Here is a 20,624-nt window from a genome sequence, read left to right as displayed (position 1 = left end):
TTGTGATTAACCCCTTTATTCTGAATCTTACACCTCCTTTTTTGATGATATATTTCACAATTTAGAAACATTTTTAACACTGTGATTATCCATTTCAGTAACATCAAAAAATAATCATTTCCGGATAAGGATCTTCTGATGCTGACACTGATTGGATTGCTGATCATCGTTACTATCGTCATTTTACTGATGACAGGAAAAACCAGCCCTATAATTGCCATGTCTGTTATTCCCCTGCTCGGCGCTTTGCTGGCCGGCTATTCCCTGCCTGAAATCACGGCATTTTTTGATTACGGCATCAAAAAAGTAGCCAGTGTCGCGGTGATGTTCCTGTTTGCCATTCTGTTTTTCAGCATTATGAAAGATCTGCATATATTCAATCCGTTTATCCGCCTTATGATCGGACTGACCCGGGGAAATGTGGTGATTGTGGCGATGGTCACTGCGTTGGTGGCAGCCGTTGTGCATCTCGACGGTTCCGGGGCGGCGACGTTTCTGATTATTATCCCGGCCTTTCTGCCTATCTACCGGCGGCTGGGTATGAGCCCGTATCTGATGCTGCTGCTGATGTGTATGAGTATGGGGGTGATGAACATGGTGCCGTGGGGCGGGCCGCTCGGCCGCGCATCTGCCGTGACCGGTATTTCTGCCTCAGAGCTGTGGCAGCCGCTGATCCCGGTGCAAATCATCGGTATTACCGCATCCGTTCTGGTTGCCGCGTTGTTTGGTCTGCGGGAAAAACGCCGTATCGCCCGGGCTGCACAATACGGTACCACGCCGTATGAGCAGGATTCGCTTCTTGAATTGTATGATGAGGCGGATAAAGAACACGGTACGGAAAAACCACAGCGTTTTCTGATTAATATCTCGCTGATTCTGCTGGCGATACTCAGTCTGGCTCTGGGCTGGCTCGCGGCACCGTATATCTTTATGCTGGCGCTCTCCGCTGCTCTCATTGTGAATTACCCGAAACCGAAAGATCAGGTGGCCGTGATTAACCATCATGCGCCGCAGGCGTTATCCATGGCAGCAATTATCCTTTCCGCCGGGGTATTCCTGGGGATTATGGATAAAGGCGGGATGCTGGAGTCCGTCGCGAAGGATCTGCTGCTGATTATCCCGGGACACATGGCTGAACAGTTCCACATTATTATCGGGATGATTGGTGTACCGCTGGATATCTTTACCAGTACTGATGCTTATTACTTTGCCCTGCTGCCGATTGTCCGTGACGTGGTGGCATCCGCCGGTATTCCGCCTGCAGATGTGGTCTATGCCATGGCTATCGGTAATAACGCCGGAACCTTTGTCAGCCCGTTCTCTCCGGCTGTCTGGCTGGCAGTGGGAATTGCCGGGGTGGATATGGGACGGCATCTGCGCTACTCCTTCTTCTGGATCTGGCTGTTCAGCTTTATCACCCTGGTGGCAGGCTGGTTCCTCGGGCTGTTCTGAGCCGGATACAAAAAGCCCGGTCATCTGACCGGGCCTGAAAAACAATATGTGACAGCGTCACACATTAATCATCGTTTTTGTCTTCTTCTGCATCTTCTGTCAGCTCTTCATACAGAGCTGACAGTGCTTCGCGGGTCAGAATAGCCAGGGTGCGGTAAAAGCCGTGCTGTGCATGAGATTCGACTTTCCCGAGAAATGCATCACTCCACGGCAGCAGATAATCCGCAAACAGTGCAGTCTGCGCACTGACTTCATCTTCCTGAGCCTGATCTTCCAGCCAGGATGCCGCCAGCAGCAGAGACCCGAAACTGTCTGTTACCGCATCAGTCAGCGGCATACCACGCTCACTGAGAAACTGACGGACTTCACTTTCCGGCTCACCGGTATAGTCCGACCGGTGCTGAGCCACCGCCCCGTCAGTAAACAGCTGCTGATAATCCGCTGCCAGTTCCGCACTGTCACAATGCTCAGCCAGCCGTGTCAGCAATGCATCCTGATCCAGCGGCCAGTGGGCTTTCAGCTGCCCCTGCTTAATCATCGTCATAACCGGTACCAGTACGGGATCAGCCGGAGCACGGTTAAACAGCGTTCCGAGCAGGCGGCAGACCAGTGAAAATTCATTCATACTTCAAATCCTTATTAACTGAGTTGCCGCTATTGTCCGGATTGTCCTTATTGCTGTAAAGAATTAATACCCCAGTTCCATATTCACCACGCCCTGCGGTGCTTCGCCCCGCTCAATCCGCTCAATATTGGCGACAATGGCTTTCATTGCCTCTGACGGAATGGTAAATGCGGCAATGTGCGGCGTGACATCCACCCGCGGATGAGTCCAGAACGGGTGCATTTCCGGCAATGGTTCGGTGGCAAACACATCCAGGCTGGCACCGGCAATCTGTCCGTCATCGATGGCTTCCAGTAAATCGTTATCCACCAGATGCGAACCGCGCGCCAGGTTGATCAGATAAGAACTCTGCGGCAGCTTACTGAACAGTGGCTGGTTGAGGATCCCCCTGGTCTGCGGTGTGTCCGGCAGCAGGTTGATCAGCAGGCGGCTGTGGCTTAAGAATTCATCCAGCTGGTCATTGCCGTGGAAACTGGTCACGCCCTGGATCTGTTTTGGTGTCCGGCTCCAGCCATGGACTTTAAACCCGAACTCTGCCAGCTTTTCCGCCACGGAACGGCCGAGAACACCGGTTCCCAGCACGCCGATTTCAAATTCATCAAATGTGAAAGCAGGCTGTGCTTTCCAGATACGCTGCTCCTGCTGGCGTTTATAAATATCCATCTTGCGGAAGTACCACAGCGCCTTGGCAACTGCATACTCCTGCATCTGCGCCCCCATCCCGGTATCTTCAAGGCGGATCACCGGCACCCCGGCAGGCAGAGTGCCCGGGTTTGCCTGTTCCTGCTTCAGAATGGCATCCACTCCGGCGCCCAGCGCAAAGACCCCTTTCATGGTGGTCCGCCCGGCCAGACACTCACGCGGCGGTAACCACACCAGGGCATAATCTGCCGGCTGGTTATCACCCGGAACCCATTTGCGGATATCCGCCTGCGGCAGGTGTTTTTTCATGCCGTTGATCCACAGCTCAGAATCAAAAAAAGGATGGTAGAAAATAATATTCATGCGGCGCTCCTCTGTTTTTTTACCAGCCTGATAGGATTACGCAAAGAATTCAAGCCCCGGACAGATTTTCGTATCGTTAAAATGTTGTTATTGTTAACTGACCTGCATATTTTTCCGGCAGATGATTTTCCGCCGGAAAAATATTGCCGGTCGTTTTTTATGCGGCCGGTACGGTATTCTGACCAGATTTGCTATGTTAATCACCAATATGCTGTTTTTTTGGTTAAACAAACGAAAAAACGTATTTTTTTTCATGGCGTGTATTGACGGGTTACGTCGCTTCCCCTATAGTAGCGCCCCGTTGCAGCGAGATATCAACGCAACGAACAGTACCCCGGTGAGATGTCCGAGTGGCTGAAGGAGCACGCCTGGAAAGTGTGTATGCGCGAAAGTGCATCGAGGGTTCGAATCCCTCTCTCACCGCCATCTTAAGAGAAGAGCCTGCTGAGCAATCAGCAGGCTTTTTTCGTTTCTGCCTTTTCTTTTTTTGTGCTGCTATCCGGTCCGGTGGCAGAATATCCTGTTTTATTACACCTTAACTTCTTCATATTTTTGATTTTATTTTAATATCCGCTATTGTATACAGCGTCATTTGATGTATCTCAGCTAAATCTCTCCCTGTTTTGCGTAGACTAATGCGCTTTGGCGTCTCCCTATTTTTTTCATATGACTCAGAGGTGACAGTTGTCCGGAAATGAAAATTTCAACATTTAAAGGATTATCTCTTTTTTCTGCATTAATTGACTCGTGCTGGAAACAGCCTTACTCCGTTTCCCGTCTGATAAAAGATACCATTGCAGGTATCACCGTCGGGATTATTGCTATCCCGCTGGCCATGGCACTGGCTATCGGCAGTGGTGTGGCTCCGCAATATGGTCTGTATACGGCGGCTATCGCCGGTATTGTGATTGCGGTGACCGGCGGATCCCGCTTTAGTGTCTCCGGGCCGACCGCCGCGTTTGTGGTGATCCTCTACCCCGTATCCCAGCAGTTCGGGCTGGGCGGGTTACTGATAGCCACCCTGATGTCCGGGATTATCCTGTTGGCAATGGGTCTGGCGCGTTTCGGTAAACTCATTGAATATATCCCGATTTCTGTGGTGCTCGGCTTCACCTCAGGGATTGCGATCACTATCGCCACCATGCAGGTGAAAGACTTTTTCGGTCTGACCATGGCGCATGTACCGGAAAACTACGTTGATAAGGTGATTGCCCTTGTCAGAGCCATGCCGACCATCAACCTGTCGGATACCCTGATTGGTGTGACCACTCTGCTGGTACTGATCTACTGGCCGAAACTGAAACTTCGTCTGCCGGGACACCTTCCCGCTGTGATTGCCGGGATGCTGGTGATGCTGGTGCTGTCACTGTTCGGCATGGAAGCGGCCACTATCGGCTCCCGCTTCAGTTATACCCTGGCGGATGGCACACAGGGCGCGGGGATCCCGCCGATTCTGCCGCAGTTTATCCTGCCGTGGAATTTACCGACCCCGGACGGCAAAGAGTTTGTGTTCAGCTGGGCCACCATTACCGCTCTGATGCCGGCGGCTTTCTCGATGGCAATGCTGGGCGCGATTGAATCCCTGCTCTGTGCCGTCGTGCTCGACGGTATGACCGGTAAAAAACATAATTCCAACGGCGAATTGCTGGGTCAGGGGCTGGGTAATATCACCGCTCCGTTCTTCGGCGGCATTACCGCCACTGCTGCTATCGCCCGTTCGGCGGCTAACGTGCGGGCCGGGGCCACATCGCCGGTCTCTGCCATTATTCACTCTCTGCTGGTGCTGCTGACTCTGCTGATCCTGGCACCGCTGCTCTCGTATCTGCCGCTGGCGGCGATGTCTGCTCTGCTGCTGATGGTAGCGTGGAATATGAGTGAAGCGGCTAAAGTCATTGAACTTATCCGCCGCGCGCCGAAAGACGATATTATCGTGCTGCTGCTGTGCCTGAGCCTCACGGTGCTGTTTGATATGGTCATCGCCATCAGTGTCGGGATTGTGCTGGCCTCACTGCTGTTTATGCGCCGTATCGCCAATATGACGCGCCTGAGTGAGTCTCCCTTTACTGATCACGACAAAGGGCTTCTGGTTGTCCGGGTTAACGGTCCGCTGTTCTTTGCCGCTGCCGAGCGGATTTTTGATGATCTGAAAGTCAAAAGCGCGGGATATCACACCATTGTGATGCAGTGGGATGCGGTGCCGGTACTGGATGCAGGCGGATTGAAAGCCTTCCGACGTTTTATTGACGAAGCCGGTGTGGATACACACATTGTGGTCACTGACATTCCGTTCCAGCCACTGAAAACCCTGGCGCGGGCGCGGATTGTGCCGGTTGAGAATAAAATCAGCTTTTATCCTTCAGTCAGTAAAGCACTGATTGAACTGGGGCTGATGGATGGTGTGACATCGGAGGCATGATAACTTCGGTGATCAGGCTATAATGAACACCGCGGCGGGCGTAATGTCCGCCGTTTCTTTATCTGTCACCGGAGAAAAATCATGGCTGTGTTCCGTCTTCCCTTCCTTAACTGGCTGATTATCAATGGTATTGCCGCTGCCTGGCTGTATGCCAAAGATGCACTGGTGATTCAGTTCAGCGGCTGGAGCGGTATTTTAGCCATATTGATCGGGCTGGAAAGTCTCGGCTGGATTGGTGCGTCACTGGTGTATTTCCGCCGCCATAACACCACACCGAACCCGCTCGGCGAAGCAACCCATCTCATCACCGGCGGGCCGTTTCGCCTGTCACGTAACCCGGTCTATCTCGCACTGACCACCGCCTGTATCGGCTTTGCCCTGCTGACCCACTCTTACTATTTTCTCATCGGCGGCCTGCTTTTCTGGCTGATCACCGATCTGTTCAGCATCCCGCAGGAAGAAAGATTCCTTGCCGGAAAATTTAAACAGGAATGGACAGCCTATTGTCAGCAGACACGGCGCTGGTTGTAGTTCCCGGTCAGATTGCGCTGCCCTGACTACCGTTTGCCAGCAGATACTGCCACAGGCCGTTCATACCGAGCCAGCGGTTGCTGCACCAGTCCGGTGCCAGTAACGTCGGACGCCGCGCACTGGCACAGATGCGGTGATAAATAACGTCCGGTGGAGTGTGGCGGATCATCTCCCCGGCGGTGGCGACATACTCTTCGAGGGAAATGGTGGGCAAGCGCCCAGCCCGCCAGGCTTTTGCCATCGTGCTGCCTTCCACAATATGCAGCGGATGCAGTTTGATACCTTCAACGCCGGTCTCCAGCACACGCTCAAGTGTGACGAGATTATCGGCTGCGGTTTCACCCGGCAGACCGGTGATCAGATGACAACACACTTTCAGCCCGCGTTCACGGGCGGCCCGGGTTGTGGCCTGATAACAGGCGAAATCATGACCCCGGTTGATGCGTTTCAGGGTTTTATCATGGGCGGTCTGTAATCCCAGCTCCAGCCATACCTCATAGCCCTGCTGCTGATAACTCTGCAGCAGATCCAATACCGCCTCCGGCACACAATCCGGCCGCGTACCGACACACAACCCCACCACATCGGCCTGTGTCAGTGCGGATTCATACATCTCCCGCAGCAGTTCAACTTCCGCGTAGGTGCTGGTATAGGCCTGGAAATAAGCAAGATAACGTTTGGCGCGGGTGATTTTTCCGGATTGCTGACTCAGTTGCTCCTCAATGGAATCATACTGTGCATTTTCATCCGCAAAAGAAGCCACATTACAGAAGGTACAACCGCCGCGCCCGAGGGTGCCGTCACGGTTAGGGCAGCTGAAGCCGCCGTGGAGGGTGATTTTATGGATTTTTTCGCCATAACGGCGCTGAAGATCAGCGCCGAACATGTTAACAACGGTGTGAAGCTGCATCGGAAATTATTCGGTATCCAGCTCAGGGAAGCTTTTCACCAGATCGTCAATCGCTTTAACCTGTTGCAGGAACTGCTCCAGTTTTGCCAGCGGCAGCGCGGAAGGACCATCACAACGGGCATTATCCGGGTCCGGATGCGCTTCCAGGAACAGCCCCGCCAGGCCGACTGCCATCCCGGCGCGGGCCAGTTCAGCCACCTGACCACGGCGGCCGCCGGATGCGGCACCAAACGGGTCGCGGCATTGCAGGGAGTGTGTGACATCGAAAATCACCGGGCAACCGCCGGACGCTTTTTCCATCACTTTAAAGCCCAGCATATCCACAACCAGGTTGTCATAACCAAAGTTTGCACCGCGATCACATAGAATGATCTGGTCATTGCCGCCTTCACGGAATTTTTCCGCGATATTACCCACCTGCCCGGGGCTGATAAACTGCGGTTTTTTGATGTTAATGACCGCGCCGGTTTTCGCCATCGCTTCCACCAGATCAGTCTGACGCGCCAGGAAAGCCGGCAACTGAATTACATCCACCACGTCCGCCACCGGCTGTGCCTGCCAGGATTCGTGAACGTCGGTGATAATTTTCACGCCGAAGGTTTTTTTCAGCTCTTCAAAAATCTTCATCCCTTCTTCAAGGCCCGGACCACGGTAAGAACTGATAGAAGAGCGGTTTGCCTTGTCAAAAGAGGCTTTGAAGACGTACGGAATATTCAGCTTCTGCGTGACAGTCACGTAATGTTCGCAGATTTTCATCGCCAGATCGCGGGATTCAAGGACGTTCATGCCGCCGAACAGAACAAACGGCAGCGCGTTGCCGACACGAATATCCCCGATAGATACGACTTTCTGTTGCATGGTATAACCTTTTGGCAGAGGCAATTAAATTGCGTTTATGAAAAAATGTAAAACGATATCCGTTTATCAGTGCAGAACGATATGCTGCTGTTCGTAAGTGTGGATCTGCATTTTTATCATTTCAGATACCGGATCCTGCGGACATTGCTCAATAAAATAGTTCAGATCAGAAACCGCAATATGGCTGCAGTCCAGCTGGGCATAAATCAGCCCGCGATCGCGGATTTCATACGGGTCATCCGGATCAAATAATAAAATGGTTTCGCTGACTTTCAGTGCCTGCTCCATTTTTTTCTCTTCCATCAGCGCGACTTTAATACTGTCGAGGTATTTGCGCACCACATGGCTGTTTTCAGCTTCTTCGAGATCATCCCCGGTCAGGTGATGCGCCGGGCTGACTGTACCTTTAATCCAGACATCCAGCGTGTGCTGATCCAGCAGATCGCCGTTAATCGGGTTGATAAACAGGGTTTCGTCATCGAGATCTGCCCGCAGAATCAGCTGAGTCGGGAAAACCACCGGCACAACCGGCAAACCGATGGCCTGTGCAATATGCAGGAACAGGATGCCGAGTGATACCGGCGAACCGCGCTGAGTGCGCAGCACATTATCCAGCCACAGCGTGTCAGACAGCGAATAAACACCGCTGGCGCCGCTGAACTGCCATTTGTGGTAAAAGAGCGTGATCAGGGTCTGTAAACAGGTATGTTCGTCGGAATACGGCGGAAGGCGTTTACGGGTCTGACGGATAAGTTCATTGATGTGTGTTTCTGCCTTTTCCCGGTCAAAATCCGGACGGACAGTTTTTAACACTAACATAATGCCGCTCAGTAACGGCGCACCATTGAATTCAAAATCGGCAATGCTTTTCATTTCTCTTCCCGTTGACCTAAAGTAACCCGATCATTTCCGCCATAATCGCGGCGGGTTTCCACCCGGTAAAATCCGTTTTCCCGGAACAGTTCGCGGACAGCGTCTCCCTGCCGCCAGCCATGTTCCACAATCAGCCACCCGCCGGGTGTCAGATAATGTGCGGACTGCGCAGCGATTTCCGCCAGATCGGCCAGGCCGTTCTGCAGAGCGACCAGCGCACTGCGCGGCTCGAAACGGACATCGCCCTGCACCAGATGCTCATCATTCTCATCAATATATGGCGGGTTACTCACTATCATAGCAAATTGATGAATCGGCAGTGAAGCAAACCAGCGACTTTCTTTAAAGGTTGTGTTCGTCAGTCCCAGACGGGTGGCATTGCGCTGTGCCAGCGCCACCGCATCCGGCTGAATATCCGCCCCGGTCACATGACAATCCGGCCGTTCAGAGGCCAGAGCCAGCGCAATCGCACCGGTGCCGGTACCGAGATCCAGAATATCGCAGGATGCGGCCGGTAACAATTCCAGCGCCGCCTCCACCAGACATTCGGTGTCCGGACGCGGAATAAGTGTGGCGGGAGACACTTCCAGCGGCAGTGACCAGAACTCACGCACACCGGTGATATACGCCACCGGCTCGCCCTGCTCCCTGCGGACAAGCAGCGCCTCAAGACGCTGCTGTTCATCCCCGCTGAGCGGGGTTTCATCAAAAGCAATAATGTAACTGCGGGTGCGGCCGGTAACAAACGTCAGCAGGATTTCCGCATCCCGTTTCGGGCTGTCGCTGTGACTTAAACGGCTGACAGCCTCTGCCAGCCAGATCCGGAACGTCATCAGTCCTGCTCAGACAGCGCGGCGAGCTGATCTGCCTGATATTCGTTCACCAGCGGCTGGATCAGTGCATCCAGCTTACCTTCCATTACCTCATCCAGACGGTACAGTGTCAGGTTAATACGGTGATCAGTCACCCGTCCCTGCGGGAAGTTATAGGTGCGGATCCGGTCCGAACGGTCACCGGAGCCCAGCAGATTACGGCGCTCAGAGGCTTCCGCCTCATGACGGCGGGACTCTTCCGCCGCTTTGATACGCGCGGCCAGCACCGAGAGAGCTTTGGCTTTGTTTTTGTGCTGCGAACGCTCGTCCTGACACTCCACCACAATTCCGGTAGGAATATGGGTGATACGGATAGCGGAATCCGTGGTGTTAACGTGCTGACCACCGGCCCCGGATGAGCGGAAAGTATCAATACGCAGATCCGCCGGGTTGATATCCGGCAGTTCCGCTTCCGGTACTTCCGCCAGCACCGCAACAGTACAGGCGGAGGTGTGAATACGGCCCTGGGATTCGGTTTCCGGCACACGCTGCACGCGGTGGCCGCCGGATTCAAATTTCAGGTTGCCGTAGGCATTCTCACCGGTGACTCTGAAAATGATTTCTTTATATCCGCCGTGCTCGCCGTCGTTACTGTTCATGATCTCAATCCGCCAGCGGCGTGATTCTGCATAACGGCTGTACATACGGAACAGATCACCGGCAAACAGCGCCGCTTCATCACCACCGGTGCCCGCACGGACTTCCAGGAAGCAGTTGCGTTCATCATCCGGATCTTTCGGCAGTAATAAGACCTGTAATTCCTGTTCTAAGGTTTCATTCCGCAGTTTTGCGTCTTTCAGCTCTTCCTGTGCCATTTCCTTCATTTCAGGATCATCAAGAAGCATTTGGGCGGTGTCGATATCATCCTGAATGGTCTGCCAGGCTTCAAAACATTTCGCAACGTCAGTCAGCTGCGCATATTCTTTCGACAAGGCACGGAATTTATTCTGATCAGCGATAACATCGGCGTCCGCAAGGTGCGCCTGAATTTCTTCATAACGTTCTTTCAATGCTTCCAGTTTTGCGACAATAGAAGGCTTCATTCGTAGTCTGCTACCTTAAAAAATATATAGAGGAAGTTAATGATGCTCCAGCCCGAGGCTGTCGCGTAACAGAGTCAGACGACCGGTATCACCGTCACCGGCGGCCTGCTGAAGTGATTTGGTTGGTGCGTGGATCAGGCGGTTGGTCAGCTGCTGAGACATCTGGTTGATAACCTCTTCCGGGTCATGCCCCTGCTGAATCAGTGCCACGGCTTTGGCGGCCATGGCAGCGCGGATCTCTTCGGCCTGTTCACGGTATTCGCGGATCGTATTGACCGCACTCTGGGCGCGCAGCCATTCCATAAAGTGCCCGCTTTCCTGCACCACAATGGATTCCGCCTGTTGTGCCGCCACCTGGCGCTGCGCCAGATTGTGCTCAATAATCGCCTCAAGATCATCCACAGTGTAGAGATAGACGTTGCTGAGTTTTTCCACATCGGCTTCGATATCACGGGGAACCGCAATATCCACCAGCAGCATCGGGCGGTTACGGCGCGCTTTCAGGGCGCGTTCCACCATACCTTTACCGATAATCGGCAACGGGCTGGCCGTGGAGCTGATAACAATATCCGCCTCCGCCAGCCGGCTGTCGATTTCCGGCAGTGTGATCACCTCTGCATTGACTTCCTGCGCCAGCACGCGGGCCCGTTCACGGGTACGGTTGGCGATCATCATGTGTTTTACACCGTGCTCGTTCAGGTGACGGGCCACCAGTTCGATGGTTTCCCCCGCCCCGACCAGCAGGATATTCAGTCTGGATAAGGATTCGAAAATCTGACGTGCCAGGGTACAGGCGGCAAACGCCACCGATACCGCATTGGCACCGATATCCGTTTCAGTGCGTACCCGTTTGGCGACAGAGAAAGATTTCTGGAACAGGCGTTCCAGTTCACGGGAGAGTGAACGGTATGTCTGCGACTGCGCAAAAGCTTTTTTGACCTGCCCCAGAATCTGCGGTTCGCCGAGCACCAGGGAATCCAGCCCGCTGGCCACCCGCATCAGATGGCTGACAGCCTCATTATCCTGATGCCAGTAAAGGCTGGACATCAGTTCCTGCGGATTGATGTTGTGATAGCGGCACAGCCAGTCAATCAGCTGATCGCGCTGATTATTCTGTTCATCCACACTGAGATAGATTTCTGTCCGGTTGCAGGTAGACAGCACAACGCCGCCGCTCACGGACGGTTGTTCGAGCAGATTGGATAATGCCGCTTCCATGCTGTCCGGGGAGAAAGTGACTTTCTCACGTAAGGCAACAGGTGCGGTTTTATGGTTAATGCCGAGAGCTAATAGAGTCATATCCTGCAATACAGACCGGGGTAAGTGTGTAAAATACCGGTTAAGTATACCGGAAATCAACACCCTTACTAAGGATAACTGCATGCATTTTAGCAGCCGATCCCGCGCAATTAAAGCGTTAAACGGGAAACCGTGATAATAAGCACGTAATGTGGTGCGCAACAGGCCGTGCCAGCCGGGCGGATAATTGCGTAAATCAGCGTAAGAGAGGTAGGAAACAGCCACTGAAACAGGCACAATACTGTTATTGCTTTTATAAGTTGTTAAAGGAAATTACAACGTGGCCTCTATTCAATTACCGCGCTTTATCCGGCTTCTGCCTCTGTGCAGCCTGATACTTGCCGCCTGTACCCTGCCCGATAATACAGAGAAAGGCGATGTTTCCGCCACCTCTGCCGGCTGGAAAGCACAGACAGAACAGATTAATCAGTTACAGCGTTATCAAACGCGCGGCTCGTTTGCTTACATTGGCGCAACACAGAAAACCTATGCCCGTTTCTTCTGGCAGCAGTACTCCCCGGACAGCTACAAACTGCTGCTCACCAACCCTGTCGGCAGCACCGAACTGGAGCTGATTGTCAAAGACGGACAGACTCAGCTTACCGATAACAAAGGTCAGAAATATTACAGTGATGATCCGGACAGCATGATTTACCAGCTGACCGGTATGACTATCCCGATGGAAAACCTGCGTCAGTGGATTGTCGGCCTGCCGGGTGAGGCTCAGTCCTATGCCATCAGCAATCAGTATCACCTGAAAGCGCTGAGCTGGGCTCAGGGTATGGAAAAGTGGAAAGTCACTTATCAGTCCTATGATGAAAAAGTCTCCCCGCAACTGCCGAACCGCCTGGATATCGAACAGGGTGATAACCGCATCAAGCTGAAAATGGATTCATGGACACTCAACTGACATCACTGACCTGGCCGTCCCCCGCCAAGCTGAACCTGTTTTTATATATCACAGGCCGCCGCGCGGACGGCTATCACACACTGCAAACTCTGTTTCAGTTTCTGGATTATGGTGACAGCGTCACAATTACGCCACGCACTGACGGTGAAATTTGTCTGCTTACCCCGCTTGCCGGCGTACCGGATGAGCAAAATCTGGTGATCCGCGCCGCCCGTCTGTTACGAAACTATGCCCGTGAGCATCAGCTGACAGCGGATTTACCCGGCGCAGATATTGCCGTTGAAAAAATTCTGCCGATGGGCGGTGGTATCGGCGGCGGTTCCTCCAATGCGGCCACAGTACTTATCGCGCTGAACTATCACTGGAAGTTACAGTTATCTGACGACACGCTTGCAGAACTGGGGGTGACCCTCGGTGCGGATGTCCCGGTCTTTGTCCGGGGTCACGCGGCAATTGCTGAAGGAATAGGCGAAATTCTGCACCCGGCATCTCCGCCGGAGCGCTGGTATCTGGTTGCGCACCCCGGAATTTCGGTTCCGACACCGCTTATCTTCACAGATCCGCAATTAATTCGCGACACGCCGATCCGCTCTCTGGCCGCATTATTACAGGCTCCGTACGCAAATGACTGTGAACCGATTGCAAGAAAACGTTTTCGTGAGGTTGATGAACTTCTTTCCTGGCTGCTACAATATACCCCGTCACGCCTGACCGGTACGGGTGCATGTGTGTTCGGAGAGTTCGAAAACCAGGCAGCCGCCCGACAGGTGTTAATTAACGCGCCGGCGTGGGTGAAGGGCTTTGTGGCACGTGGTGTCAACATTTCGCCGCTTCATCAGTTCCGCGCTGGTCTACTGTAATTGCCCCTGATTCCGTCCCCGGACGCTTTCAGGTTCACAATTCAATCTCTCTGGACGCATGCCTGAGGTTTTTCTCGTGCCTGATATGAAGCTTTTTGCTGGTAACGCCATCCCGGAACTAGCACAACGTGTTGCCAACCGCCTGTACACTAACCTCGGAGACGCTGCGATCGGTCGTTTCAGCGACGGTGAAGTCAGTGTTCAAATCAATGAAAACGTGCGCGGTGGTGATGTTTTCATCATCCAGTCTACCTGTGCGCCGACCAACGATAACCTGATGGAACTGGTTGTCATGGTTGATGCGCTGCGCCGTGCTTCTGCGGGTCGTATCACTGCTGTTATCCCGTATTTCGGCTATGCCCGTCAGGATCGCCGCGTCCGCTCCACGCGTGTGCCAATCACCGCGAAAGTGGTCGCTGACTTCCTCTCAAGTGTGGGTGTTGACCGTGTGCTGACAGTGGATCTTCACGCTGAGCAGATTCAGGGCTTCTTCGATGTTCCGGTTGATAACGTCTTCGGCAGTCCAATCCTGCTGGAAGATATGCTGCAGAAAGATCTGGACAACCCGATTGTGGTTTCTCCGGATATCGGTGGTGTGGTCCGCGCCCGTGCGATCGCCAAACTGCTGAACGACACTGATATGGCTATCATCGACAAACGCCGCCCGCGCGCGAACGTTTCTCAGGTGATGCATATCATCGGTGATGTTGCCGGTCGTGACTGTGTACTGGTTGACGATATGATCGATACCGGGGGCACGCTGTGCAAAGCTGCGGAAGCACTGAAAGAACGTGGTGCGAAACGTGTGTTTGCATACGCAACTCACCCTATCTTCTCCGGCAACGCGGTCAACAATATCCGTGATTCTGTGATTGATGAAGTGATTGTCTGTGACACCATTCCGTTATCAGCGGAAATCAAAGCACTGAATAAAGTCCGCTCTCTGACTTTATCCGGAATGCTGGCAGAAGCCATCCGCCGTATCAGTAATGAAGAGTCTATCTCCGCGATGTTCGAACACTGATTTCATAATCAGTATACACATTGCGTGTTTAAACCCGTTGTGAAGACAACGGGTTTTTTGTTGGCAGGCATTTTGACCGTTAACGATAATAATCTGTTTACGGCATCCGGCGGCGGTAGCGGCTGTGGAAATGACGCAGCCAGTAATATTTATCCGCAATGGATTCACGACGCCCGCTCAGACCGGCTCCGCCCAGCCACACCAGGGCACCGATAAAGATCCCCATCAGGGAGGCTTCGGAATAGATATCCGGTAAAGGGAGTGCGAAAATAAGGACACTGACAGTAAAGGCCATACTGCCGACCATCAACAGCATACCGACAACCATCAGCAGGTTACCGAGCAATAAGGATAATTTACGTTTCATAGGGACCTCCGCCACTCTTTTGTCTGCTAACAACTCAAAGCACGAAAGTAGGAATTCCTTCTTGACACTGATTATAGCCTGAACTTTCCGGTGTATGTTGCGTATCAGATCACACAGACCAAAAATAAAACTTTTTATTTGGCTTATTGTGCCAAAAAGCGAAACTTAATAATTCATCACTAAATTATTGCACAAATAATCACATCCGTCCGGGAAGGACGTTTCTTTTGTACTCCGCGCGGGTGACGGGTAGAATAGCCATCTTTGCAGTCAAAACCTGCCTGAACAACAAGTGATACAAGTGTGAGTCAGATAAAATTAATTGTGGGGCTGGCCAACCCCGGTGCGGAATACGCCCAAACCCGCCACAATGCCGGTGCCTGGTATGTGGATGAACTGGCCCGCCGTTATAATCAGTCATTAAAATCAGAAAGTAAGTTTTACGGTTATACCGCGCGTCTGAATATTCAGGGCAATGATGTCCGCCTGCTGGTACCGACCACCTTTATGAATCTGAGCGGCAAAGCGGTCGGTGCCCTCGCCGGTTTTTACCAGATTGCCCCGGATGAAATTCTGGTGGCGCATGATGAGCTGGATCTCCCGCCCGGCGTGGCAAAAATGAAGCTCGGCGGCGGCAATGGCGGTCACAACGGTCTGAAAGATATCCAGAGCAAACTGGGTAACAACCCGGACTTTCATCGTCTGCGTATCGGCATCGGCCATCCGGGTGATAAAAGCAAAGTTGTCGGTTTTGTGCTGGGCAAGCCCCCTGCCTCCGAACAGCAACTGATTGATGAGACCATCGATGAAGCCGTGCGCTGCACCGATGTACTGATGAAAGACGGCATGGCAAAAGCCATTTCGCGCCTTCATACATTTAAAGCCGGTCAGTGAGCCTCAGGTATCGTCTGTTTATCCGTAACCGTGTATAATCGGCGGCAATTATTTAACGTGCTTGCAGGCCGTTTTGGTCTGCTGTCATTTTTAAGGTGAAGAATTTATGGGTTTCAAATGTGGTATCGTCGGTCTGCCGAACGTCGGGAAATCAACGCTGTTTAACGCGCTGACCAAAGCAGGTATTGAAGCGGCGAACTTTCCGTTCTGTACAATTGAGCCGAACACCGGCGTGGTGCCAATGCCGGATGCCCGCCTGGATGCACTGGCGGAAATCGTAAAACCACAGCGTATTCTGCCGACCACCATGGAATTCGTCGATATCGCCGGCCTGGTAAAAGGCGCCTCCAAAGGTGAAGGTCTGGGTAACCAGTTCCTGACCAACATCCGTGAAACAGAAGCTATCGGCCACGTTGTCCGCTGCTTTGACGATGATAACATTGTTCACGTTTCCGGCCGTGTTAACCCGGCAGAAGATATTGATACCATCAATACCGAACTGGCCCTGGCTGACCTCGACACCTGTGAACGTGCAATTCACCGTGTGCAGAAACGCGCCAAAGGTGGCGATAAAGACGCGAAACTGGAGCTGGAAGTGCTGGAGAAATGCCTGCCGCTGCTGGAAAACGCACAGATGCTGCGTACGCTGAACCTGAACAAAGAAGAAATGGGAGCGATCCGCTACCTGAGCTTCCTGACCCTGAAACCAACCATGTACATTGCCAATGTCCATGAAGATGGCTTTGAGAACAACCCGTATCTGGATCAGGTGCGTGAAATCGCAGAGAAAGAAGGTTCAGTAGTTGTGCCGGTATGCGCAGCCATTGAATCCGACATCGCTGAGCTGGAAGATGGTGACCGCGAAGAGTTTATGGCTGACCTCGGTATCGAAGAACCGGGTCTGAACCGCGTGATCCGCGCCGGTTACGCCCTGCTCAACCTGCAGACCTACTTCACCGCCGGTGTGAAAGAAGTCCGTGCATGGACCATCCCTGTCGGCGCAACCGCTCCGCAGGCAGCCGGTAAAATCCATACCGATTTCGAAAAAGGCTTTATCCGCGCCCAGACCATCGCATTTGAGGATTTCATCCAGTACAAAGGCGAACAAGGTGCAAAAGAAGCCGGTAAAATGCGCGCAGAAGGCAAAGATTACATTGTGAAAGACGGCGACGTGCTGAATTTCCTGTTTAATGTGTAACGACTGATAGTTGTATCTGCATATCTGCAATAGCCCATATTAATATATGGGCTATTTTTGTACACAAAAAATGGCAGTGCAATATTATTGCACTGCCATAACATTTAATATGATATCTGTTCCCGGAAATCAGCTTCGCAAGAACAGATCAAAATGCATATTTGATACCTAACATTCCCTGAGTATCACTATAGCCATTCTTTCCGAATTGCTGAGCTGCATTTATCCATACTGCCGAGTTATTATTAAACTTGCTTTCAACACCAATTTTTATTTCACCGATATTCTTTTCACCACCGTTCGCATAATTTCTTACGTCGTCAAGCTTAACACCATAAGATTCTGTATTATGGATCCAGTTTGCTTCAATGAATGGCTGAATTTCTGTATTTTCACCCTGTTCCGATGTACTGCGGCCATTAATAAACGCTCTTATCCCTGCACGGGTCTGAATATTATTATTGCCCAGGAATGATATCTGTGTTTTTGTACTGTCGGTAAAGTCATCAGATTTAACACCCATCCAGATAACCTGCGCCTGCGGTAAAATATAGACGGTGTTCGTCATGTTATTGACTTCCGTACGGTACTCTCCGAGCTTAATGGTGTATCCTGCTTCAACCGATGCCGTAAAACCTTTGGAGCGGTATTTTTCACTGCTGAGCCCCTGGCCGTCCGCAGTGTTGTTAAACCAGTTATACATCGCCCAGGTATCAATATACAGGCCTTGCTTATCAGCATCATTCTGATACCAGGTTCCGTAAATCCCCGCATGATAACCATTCAGGCTGCCTTCGGAACGTAATCCGGTAATACCGGAAATGCTGTTACTTTTCTGATTACCGTAACCGCCCATCAGACCGATTAAATAACGATCCATTCCGTCTGCGGACCAGTCAGCCACATCACCGCCAATCTGAATAACATAGCGGTTTGCCTGTGATTCAATCGTGCTGTTTCCTGATTTCTGCTTAGTATGTCCCCCGATATTCCGCATCCACATCGACGTTACCTTTTTCTCACCGGTTAATGCATCGAGATACTGAGTTTCACCAAGGCGATCGTGTAATGTCATCAAGAACATCGTATTCATAGCACGGTTGTTACTGATGTATGAACCAATTTCCGGTCGTAATCCGCCGGTCTTCGGTTTCTCTTCTGTTACGCCCGTTTCCTCACCCGGAGCAGGTGTTGGCGGAATAGGGTCTATCAATGATTTGACTTTCTGTGATGTCAGATACCAAGATTCCGCGTCACCGTTATCACCCCCTTTGGCCAGAGTATAATCATATGCACCGGCGGCAATTGTGCCGGCGCCCTGTCTGTAGCCATCCGAGTCCGGTGACAGCGAGAATGCATCGTTGCCGGTTTTACTGGTGCCCTGAGCGTCAATCACCAGAATTCCTTTATCTGTCCGGGCACCGTTTCCGCCTGCTCGTTTGAATACCAGTGCGGTATTACCGGCAGCATCTGCATCCTGCAGGATAACTTTGTCTGTCCGTGAATTATCATCACCCATTATGGTGTTAAGGATAATTTTCCCGTTATTTCCGGTATAGCTTTTCCCGATTGTCAGCGTATTACCAGGCGTGCTTCCTGCCAGATTTATCGTATTATTATTCGTAAGGCCTTCCGCAAGCGTGAAATTGCTGTTTCCTGCACTATTCTGCCCGGACAAGGTATTATACGCGGCCACCAGCCCGTTATTTATCACCATGCCATTAACCGTACCGGTTCCGGATAAAATACCGCCGTCAGAAATAGTCACTGCCGCCGCATTTTTACCATTAAGAACAGCGCCAGAATTAGCCGAATCCCCGGCAATGAGTGTACTGCCTTTAATTTTTGTCGCCCCGGTATAGGTATTGCTATTATTAAATACTGTTGTCCCGTTCAGGTGTGAAATATTACCTTCGCCTTCAACCTTTGAAGAGAAAATATAATTCCCTGTATTATCTGTATGGTTAAAAATCAGATTATTGTCCGCGGTATCCAGAGTTAACAACGGTGTATCTAATATACCTGCTGCTGCCGGCGCATCTTCCGGTAATGCGCCAATCACAACGCGTCCTGTTTTTGCTCCGGAGAAAACGCCTTTTCCGGCTGTCAGTTTTCCCTGATCGGATAATATTAATGTGCCGGTGCCGGCAGGATTTCCATTATTCTCATCTCCTCCGATATCCAGGGTATGGTCGCCGATATTCCATAATGACCCTTTACCATCCACAATGACTGTACCGGAAGCCTTAGCAGTAGCAATACCGCCGCCGACACTGTTTACAACACCGCCGTCCGTGATAGTCATACGCCCGTCACCACCGCCGCCGGCGCTGATGTTACCGTCATTAATGTTCAGTTCAGATCCGGCACCGCTGACGATGACCTCACCCTGTGAACCCGGCTGGTAACCAATCGACATCCCTGAATTTCCCGCAACTTTGGCGCCATTGCTGATGCTAAGTTTACCGTTACCGTTCGTTCCGACCGTGATTCCGGATGACGATCCTGTCGTCGCCAAAAGCGCGGAACCGGCTCCGTCAACAATGACTGAACCTTCGCCGGTTCCGTTCTGACCGATGTTCAGAAATACCAGGGCAGCCTTACCGCCATTAGTAATATTCAGGCTGCCTTTTCCGCCGCCGCCGACAGCCGTAGTTCCGTTAGAAACAGACGTATTATCGGTATTGACACCATCGTACCAGGCACCGCCATCAATAGTAATCGTTCCCTGACTTCCTTTATCGTAACCCAGCACAGAGCCGGTAGTACCATTTTTATCAGTCCCTGACTGAACCACGCCCCCCTGACCGATGGCCAGTGACCCCGTACTGCTTTGGCCGGCATAAATGGCGCCCGGCACTATCCACGTTGAAGGCTGAGTTCCCGGAACCGTTTCAGATGAGCCATTGTCAATAACAGTTGCATTTGCTGCAATGGCCGACAGGCTGGTCAGCGATAATGATGTTATCAGTGCTGTATTAATGCATTTATATAATATATTTTTATTGAAAACTTTTTCTGAAAATAAAGGGCGCGTGGTTGGCATGCAATCTTTCCTTTTATAATTCCATCACGTATTTTCCACATCAAATAATATAAGATGCGTTGCTTTATTGTGGCATTTTATGATGGCATTACATATTGTTACTAAAATACGATACGATATCTTACAGTCTCTTTATTAAAGAGTTGTCTATATTCAATATCTGCGGAAAACCTCTTCCGCAGATCAATGTATCCGTGGTAGTGGCTTTATATTTTTACATTATTACTTCATGGGAAAAACACCTGATAAACATGCGGCTTTATTTATATGTACGTATGTATATCAATTAAAATTTCATCTTATTTTTCGAACGCAATATTACTTAAATCATTTATTCCCTGCAATATGTGCCAGATCTATTAGTTACATTTATGTATCATTGAATTTCAAAATGTAACTATCCATTACTCTTTAATATCAATCGGATAGAATCAGCTCCTG

18 protein-coding genes and 1 tRNA gene are annotated in these 20,624 nt (G+C 51.4%); 9 read left to right on the top strand and 10 right to left on the bottom strand.

Features of this window, described 5'->3' with window-relative positions:
* The first annotated feature begins 138 nt into the window (after positions 1 to 138).
* Positions 139 to 1,452 carry a CitMHS family transporter gene (locus AB7038_RS07860; protein ID WP_368888438.1) on the top strand — a complete coding sequence of 438 codons (1,314 nt, stop codon included), beginning with the start codon at positions 139 to 141 and terminating at the stop codon, positions 1,450 to 1,452.
* A gap of 64 nt (positions 1,453 to 1,516) precedes the next feature.
* On the opposite strand, the gene AB7038_RS07855 is transcribed toward AB7038_RS07860, so the two are convergent.
* Both AB7038_RS07855 and ghrA read right to left on the bottom strand, forming a co-directional pair.
* The gene (locus AB7038_RS07855; RefSeq protein WP_368888439.1) at positions 1,517 to 2,077 is read right to left on the bottom strand and encodes a molecular chaperone; all 561 of its coding nucleotides are present in this window, start codon (positions 2,075 to 2,077) and stop codon (positions 1,517 to 1,519) included.
* A gap of 63 nt (positions 2,078 to 2,140) precedes the next feature.
* Positions 2,141 to 3,082: a glyoxylate/hydroxypyruvate reductase GhrA gene (gene ghrA / locus AB7038_RS07850; protein ID WP_369453066.1), complete on the bottom strand. Its 942-nt coding sequence runs from the start codon at positions 3,080 to 3,082 to the stop codon at positions 2,141 to 2,143.
* A 336-nt stretch (positions 3,083 to 3,418) separates the two neighbouring features.
* Here ghrA and AB7038_RS07845 point away from each other — a divergent pair.
* The 3 genes from AB7038_RS07845 to AB7038_RS07835 all read left to right on the top strand — a co-directional run bounded on the left by AB7038_RS07845 (position 3,419) and on the right by AB7038_RS07835 (position 6,029).
* Positions 3,419 to 3,508, top strand: a tRNA-Ser gene (locus AB7038_RS07845).
* A gap of 268 nt (positions 3,509 to 3,776) precedes the next feature.
* A complete protein-coding gene (gene dauA, locus AB7038_RS07840; RefSeq protein WP_368888441.1) occupies positions 3,777 to 5,498 on the top strand; it encodes a C4-dicarboxylic acid transporter DauA in 1,722 nt (573 codons plus the stop codon).
* 81 nt (positions 5,499 to 5,579) lie between these two features.
* Positions 5,580 to 6,029, top strand: a complete 450-nt coding sequence (locus AB7038_RS07835) for a methyltransferase family protein (protein ID WP_072867792.1) — start codon at positions 5,580 to 5,582, stop codon at positions 6,027 to 6,029.
* A gap of 7 nt (positions 6,030 to 6,036) precedes the next feature.
* Here AB7038_RS07835 and AB7038_RS07830 read toward each other — a convergent pair whose 3' ends face one another.
* From AB7038_RS07830 to hemA, 6 genes are all read right to left on the bottom strand, one after another.
* Positions 6,037 to 6,939 carry a TIGR01212 family radical SAM protein gene (locus tag AB7038_RS07830; RefSeq protein ID WP_369453065.1) on the bottom strand — a complete coding sequence of 301 codons (903 nt, stop codon included), beginning with the start codon at positions 6,937 to 6,939 and terminating at the stop codon, positions 6,037 to 6,039.
* A 6-nt stretch (positions 6,940 to 6,945) separates the two neighbouring features.
* Positions 6,946 to 7,797 (bottom strand): 3-deoxy-8-phosphooctulonate synthase, encoded by an 852-nt coding sequence (kdsA, locus tag AB7038_RS07825; RefSeq protein ID WP_369453064.1) that lies wholly within the window; start codon positions 7,795 to 7,797, stop codon positions 6,946 to 6,948.
* A gap of 66 nt (positions 7,798 to 7,863) precedes the next feature.
* Positions 7,864 to 8,670, bottom strand: coding sequence for an invasion regulator SirB1 (gene sirB1 / locus AB7038_RS07820; RefSeq protein ID WP_349417933.1), 807 nt, complete (start codon positions 8,668 to 8,670; stop codon positions 7,864 to 7,866).
* Complete coding sequence (gene prmC / locus AB7038_RS07815) at positions 8,667 to 9,503, bottom strand: peptide chain release factor N(5)-glutamine methyltransferase (protein WP_369453063.1); 837 nt, start codon at positions 9,501 to 9,503, stop codon at positions 8,667 to 8,669. Before prmC ends, sirB1 begins: the two co-directional genes overlap by 4 nt.
* Positions 9,503 to 10,585 carry a peptide chain release factor 1 gene (prfA, locus tag AB7038_RS07810; RefSeq protein ID WP_004237324.1) on the bottom strand — a complete coding sequence of 361 codons (1,083 nt, stop codon included), beginning with the start codon at positions 10,583 to 10,585 and terminating at the stop codon, positions 9,503 to 9,505. Before prfA ends, prmC begins: the two co-directional genes overlap by 1 nt.
* A gap of 36 nt (positions 10,586 to 10,621) precedes the next feature.
* Positions 10,622 to 11,884, bottom strand: a complete 1,263-nt coding sequence (gene hemA, locus AB7038_RS07805; protein ID WP_032098249.1) for a glutamyl-tRNA reductase — start codon at positions 11,882 to 11,884, stop codon at positions 10,622 to 10,624.
* 280 nt (positions 11,885 to 12,164) lie between these two features.
* On the opposite strand from hemA, the gene lolB reads away from it, so the two are divergent.
* The 3 genes from lolB (at position 12,165) to prs (ending at position 14,678) form a co-directional block, all read left to right on the top strand.
* Entirely contained in the window at positions 12,165 to 12,794 is a 630-nt protein-coding gene (lolB, locus tag AB7038_RS07800) for a lipoprotein insertase outer membrane protein LolB (protein WP_139294206.1), read from the top strand.
* Positions 12,779 to 13,654, top strand: coding sequence for a 4-(cytidine 5'-diphospho)-2-C-methyl-D-erythritol kinase (gene ispE, locus AB7038_RS07795; protein ID WP_368888446.1), 876 nt, complete (start codon positions 12,779 to 12,781; stop codon positions 13,652 to 13,654). The genes lolB and ispE overlap by 16 nt, the downstream gene beginning before the upstream one ends.
* 76 nt (positions 13,655 to 13,730) lie before the next feature.
* The gene (gene prs / locus AB7038_RS07790; protein WP_004239474.1) at positions 13,731 to 14,678 is read left to right on the top strand and encodes a ribose-phosphate diphosphokinase; all 948 of its coding nucleotides are present in this window, start codon (positions 13,731 to 13,733) and stop codon (positions 14,676 to 14,678) included.
* Positions 14,679 to 14,775: 97 nt separating this feature from the next.
* Here the strand turns inward: prs and AB7038_RS07785 are convergent, their stop codons facing one another.
* A complete protein-coding gene (locus AB7038_RS07785; RefSeq protein ID WP_046892240.1) occupies positions 14,776 to 15,045 on the bottom strand; it encodes a stress-induced protein YchH in 270 nt (89 codons plus the stop codon).
* Positions 15,046 to 15,348: 303 nt separating this feature from the next.
* Between AB7038_RS07785 and pth the strand changes: the two genes are divergently transcribed.
* Together pth and ychF are read left to right on the top strand one after the other, a co-directional pair.
* Entirely contained in the window at positions 15,349 to 15,939 is a 591-nt protein-coding gene (gene pth, locus AB7038_RS07780; protein WP_123568908.1) for an aminoacyl-tRNA hydrolase, read from the top strand.
* 106 nt (positions 15,940 to 16,045) lie between these two features.
* Positions 16,046 to 17,137, top strand: coding sequence for a redox-regulated ATPase YchF (gene ychF, locus AB7038_RS07775; RefSeq protein ID WP_046892242.1), 1,092 nt, complete (start codon positions 16,046 to 16,048; stop codon positions 17,135 to 17,137).
* A 148-nt stretch (positions 17,138 to 17,285) separates the two neighbouring features.
* On the opposite strand, the gene AB7038_RS07770 is transcribed toward ychF, so the two are convergent.
* Complete coding sequence (locus tag AB7038_RS07770; protein ID WP_369453062.1) at positions 17,286 to 20,183, bottom strand: autotransporter outer membrane beta-barrel domain-containing protein; 2,898 nt, start codon at positions 20,181 to 20,183, stop codon at positions 17,286 to 17,288.
* Positions 20,184 to 20,624 lie beyond the last annotated feature (441 nt).

It is taken from the genome of Morganella morganii, assembly GCF_041099235.1.
GTDB classification, from domain to species: Bacteria; Pseudomonadota; Gammaproteobacteria; order Enterobacterales; family Enterobacteriaceae; genus Morganella; species Morganella morganii_E.
The sequence above is the reverse complement of the archived record's forward strand: the minus strand, read 5'-3'. Positions and strand labels throughout refer to the sequence as shown.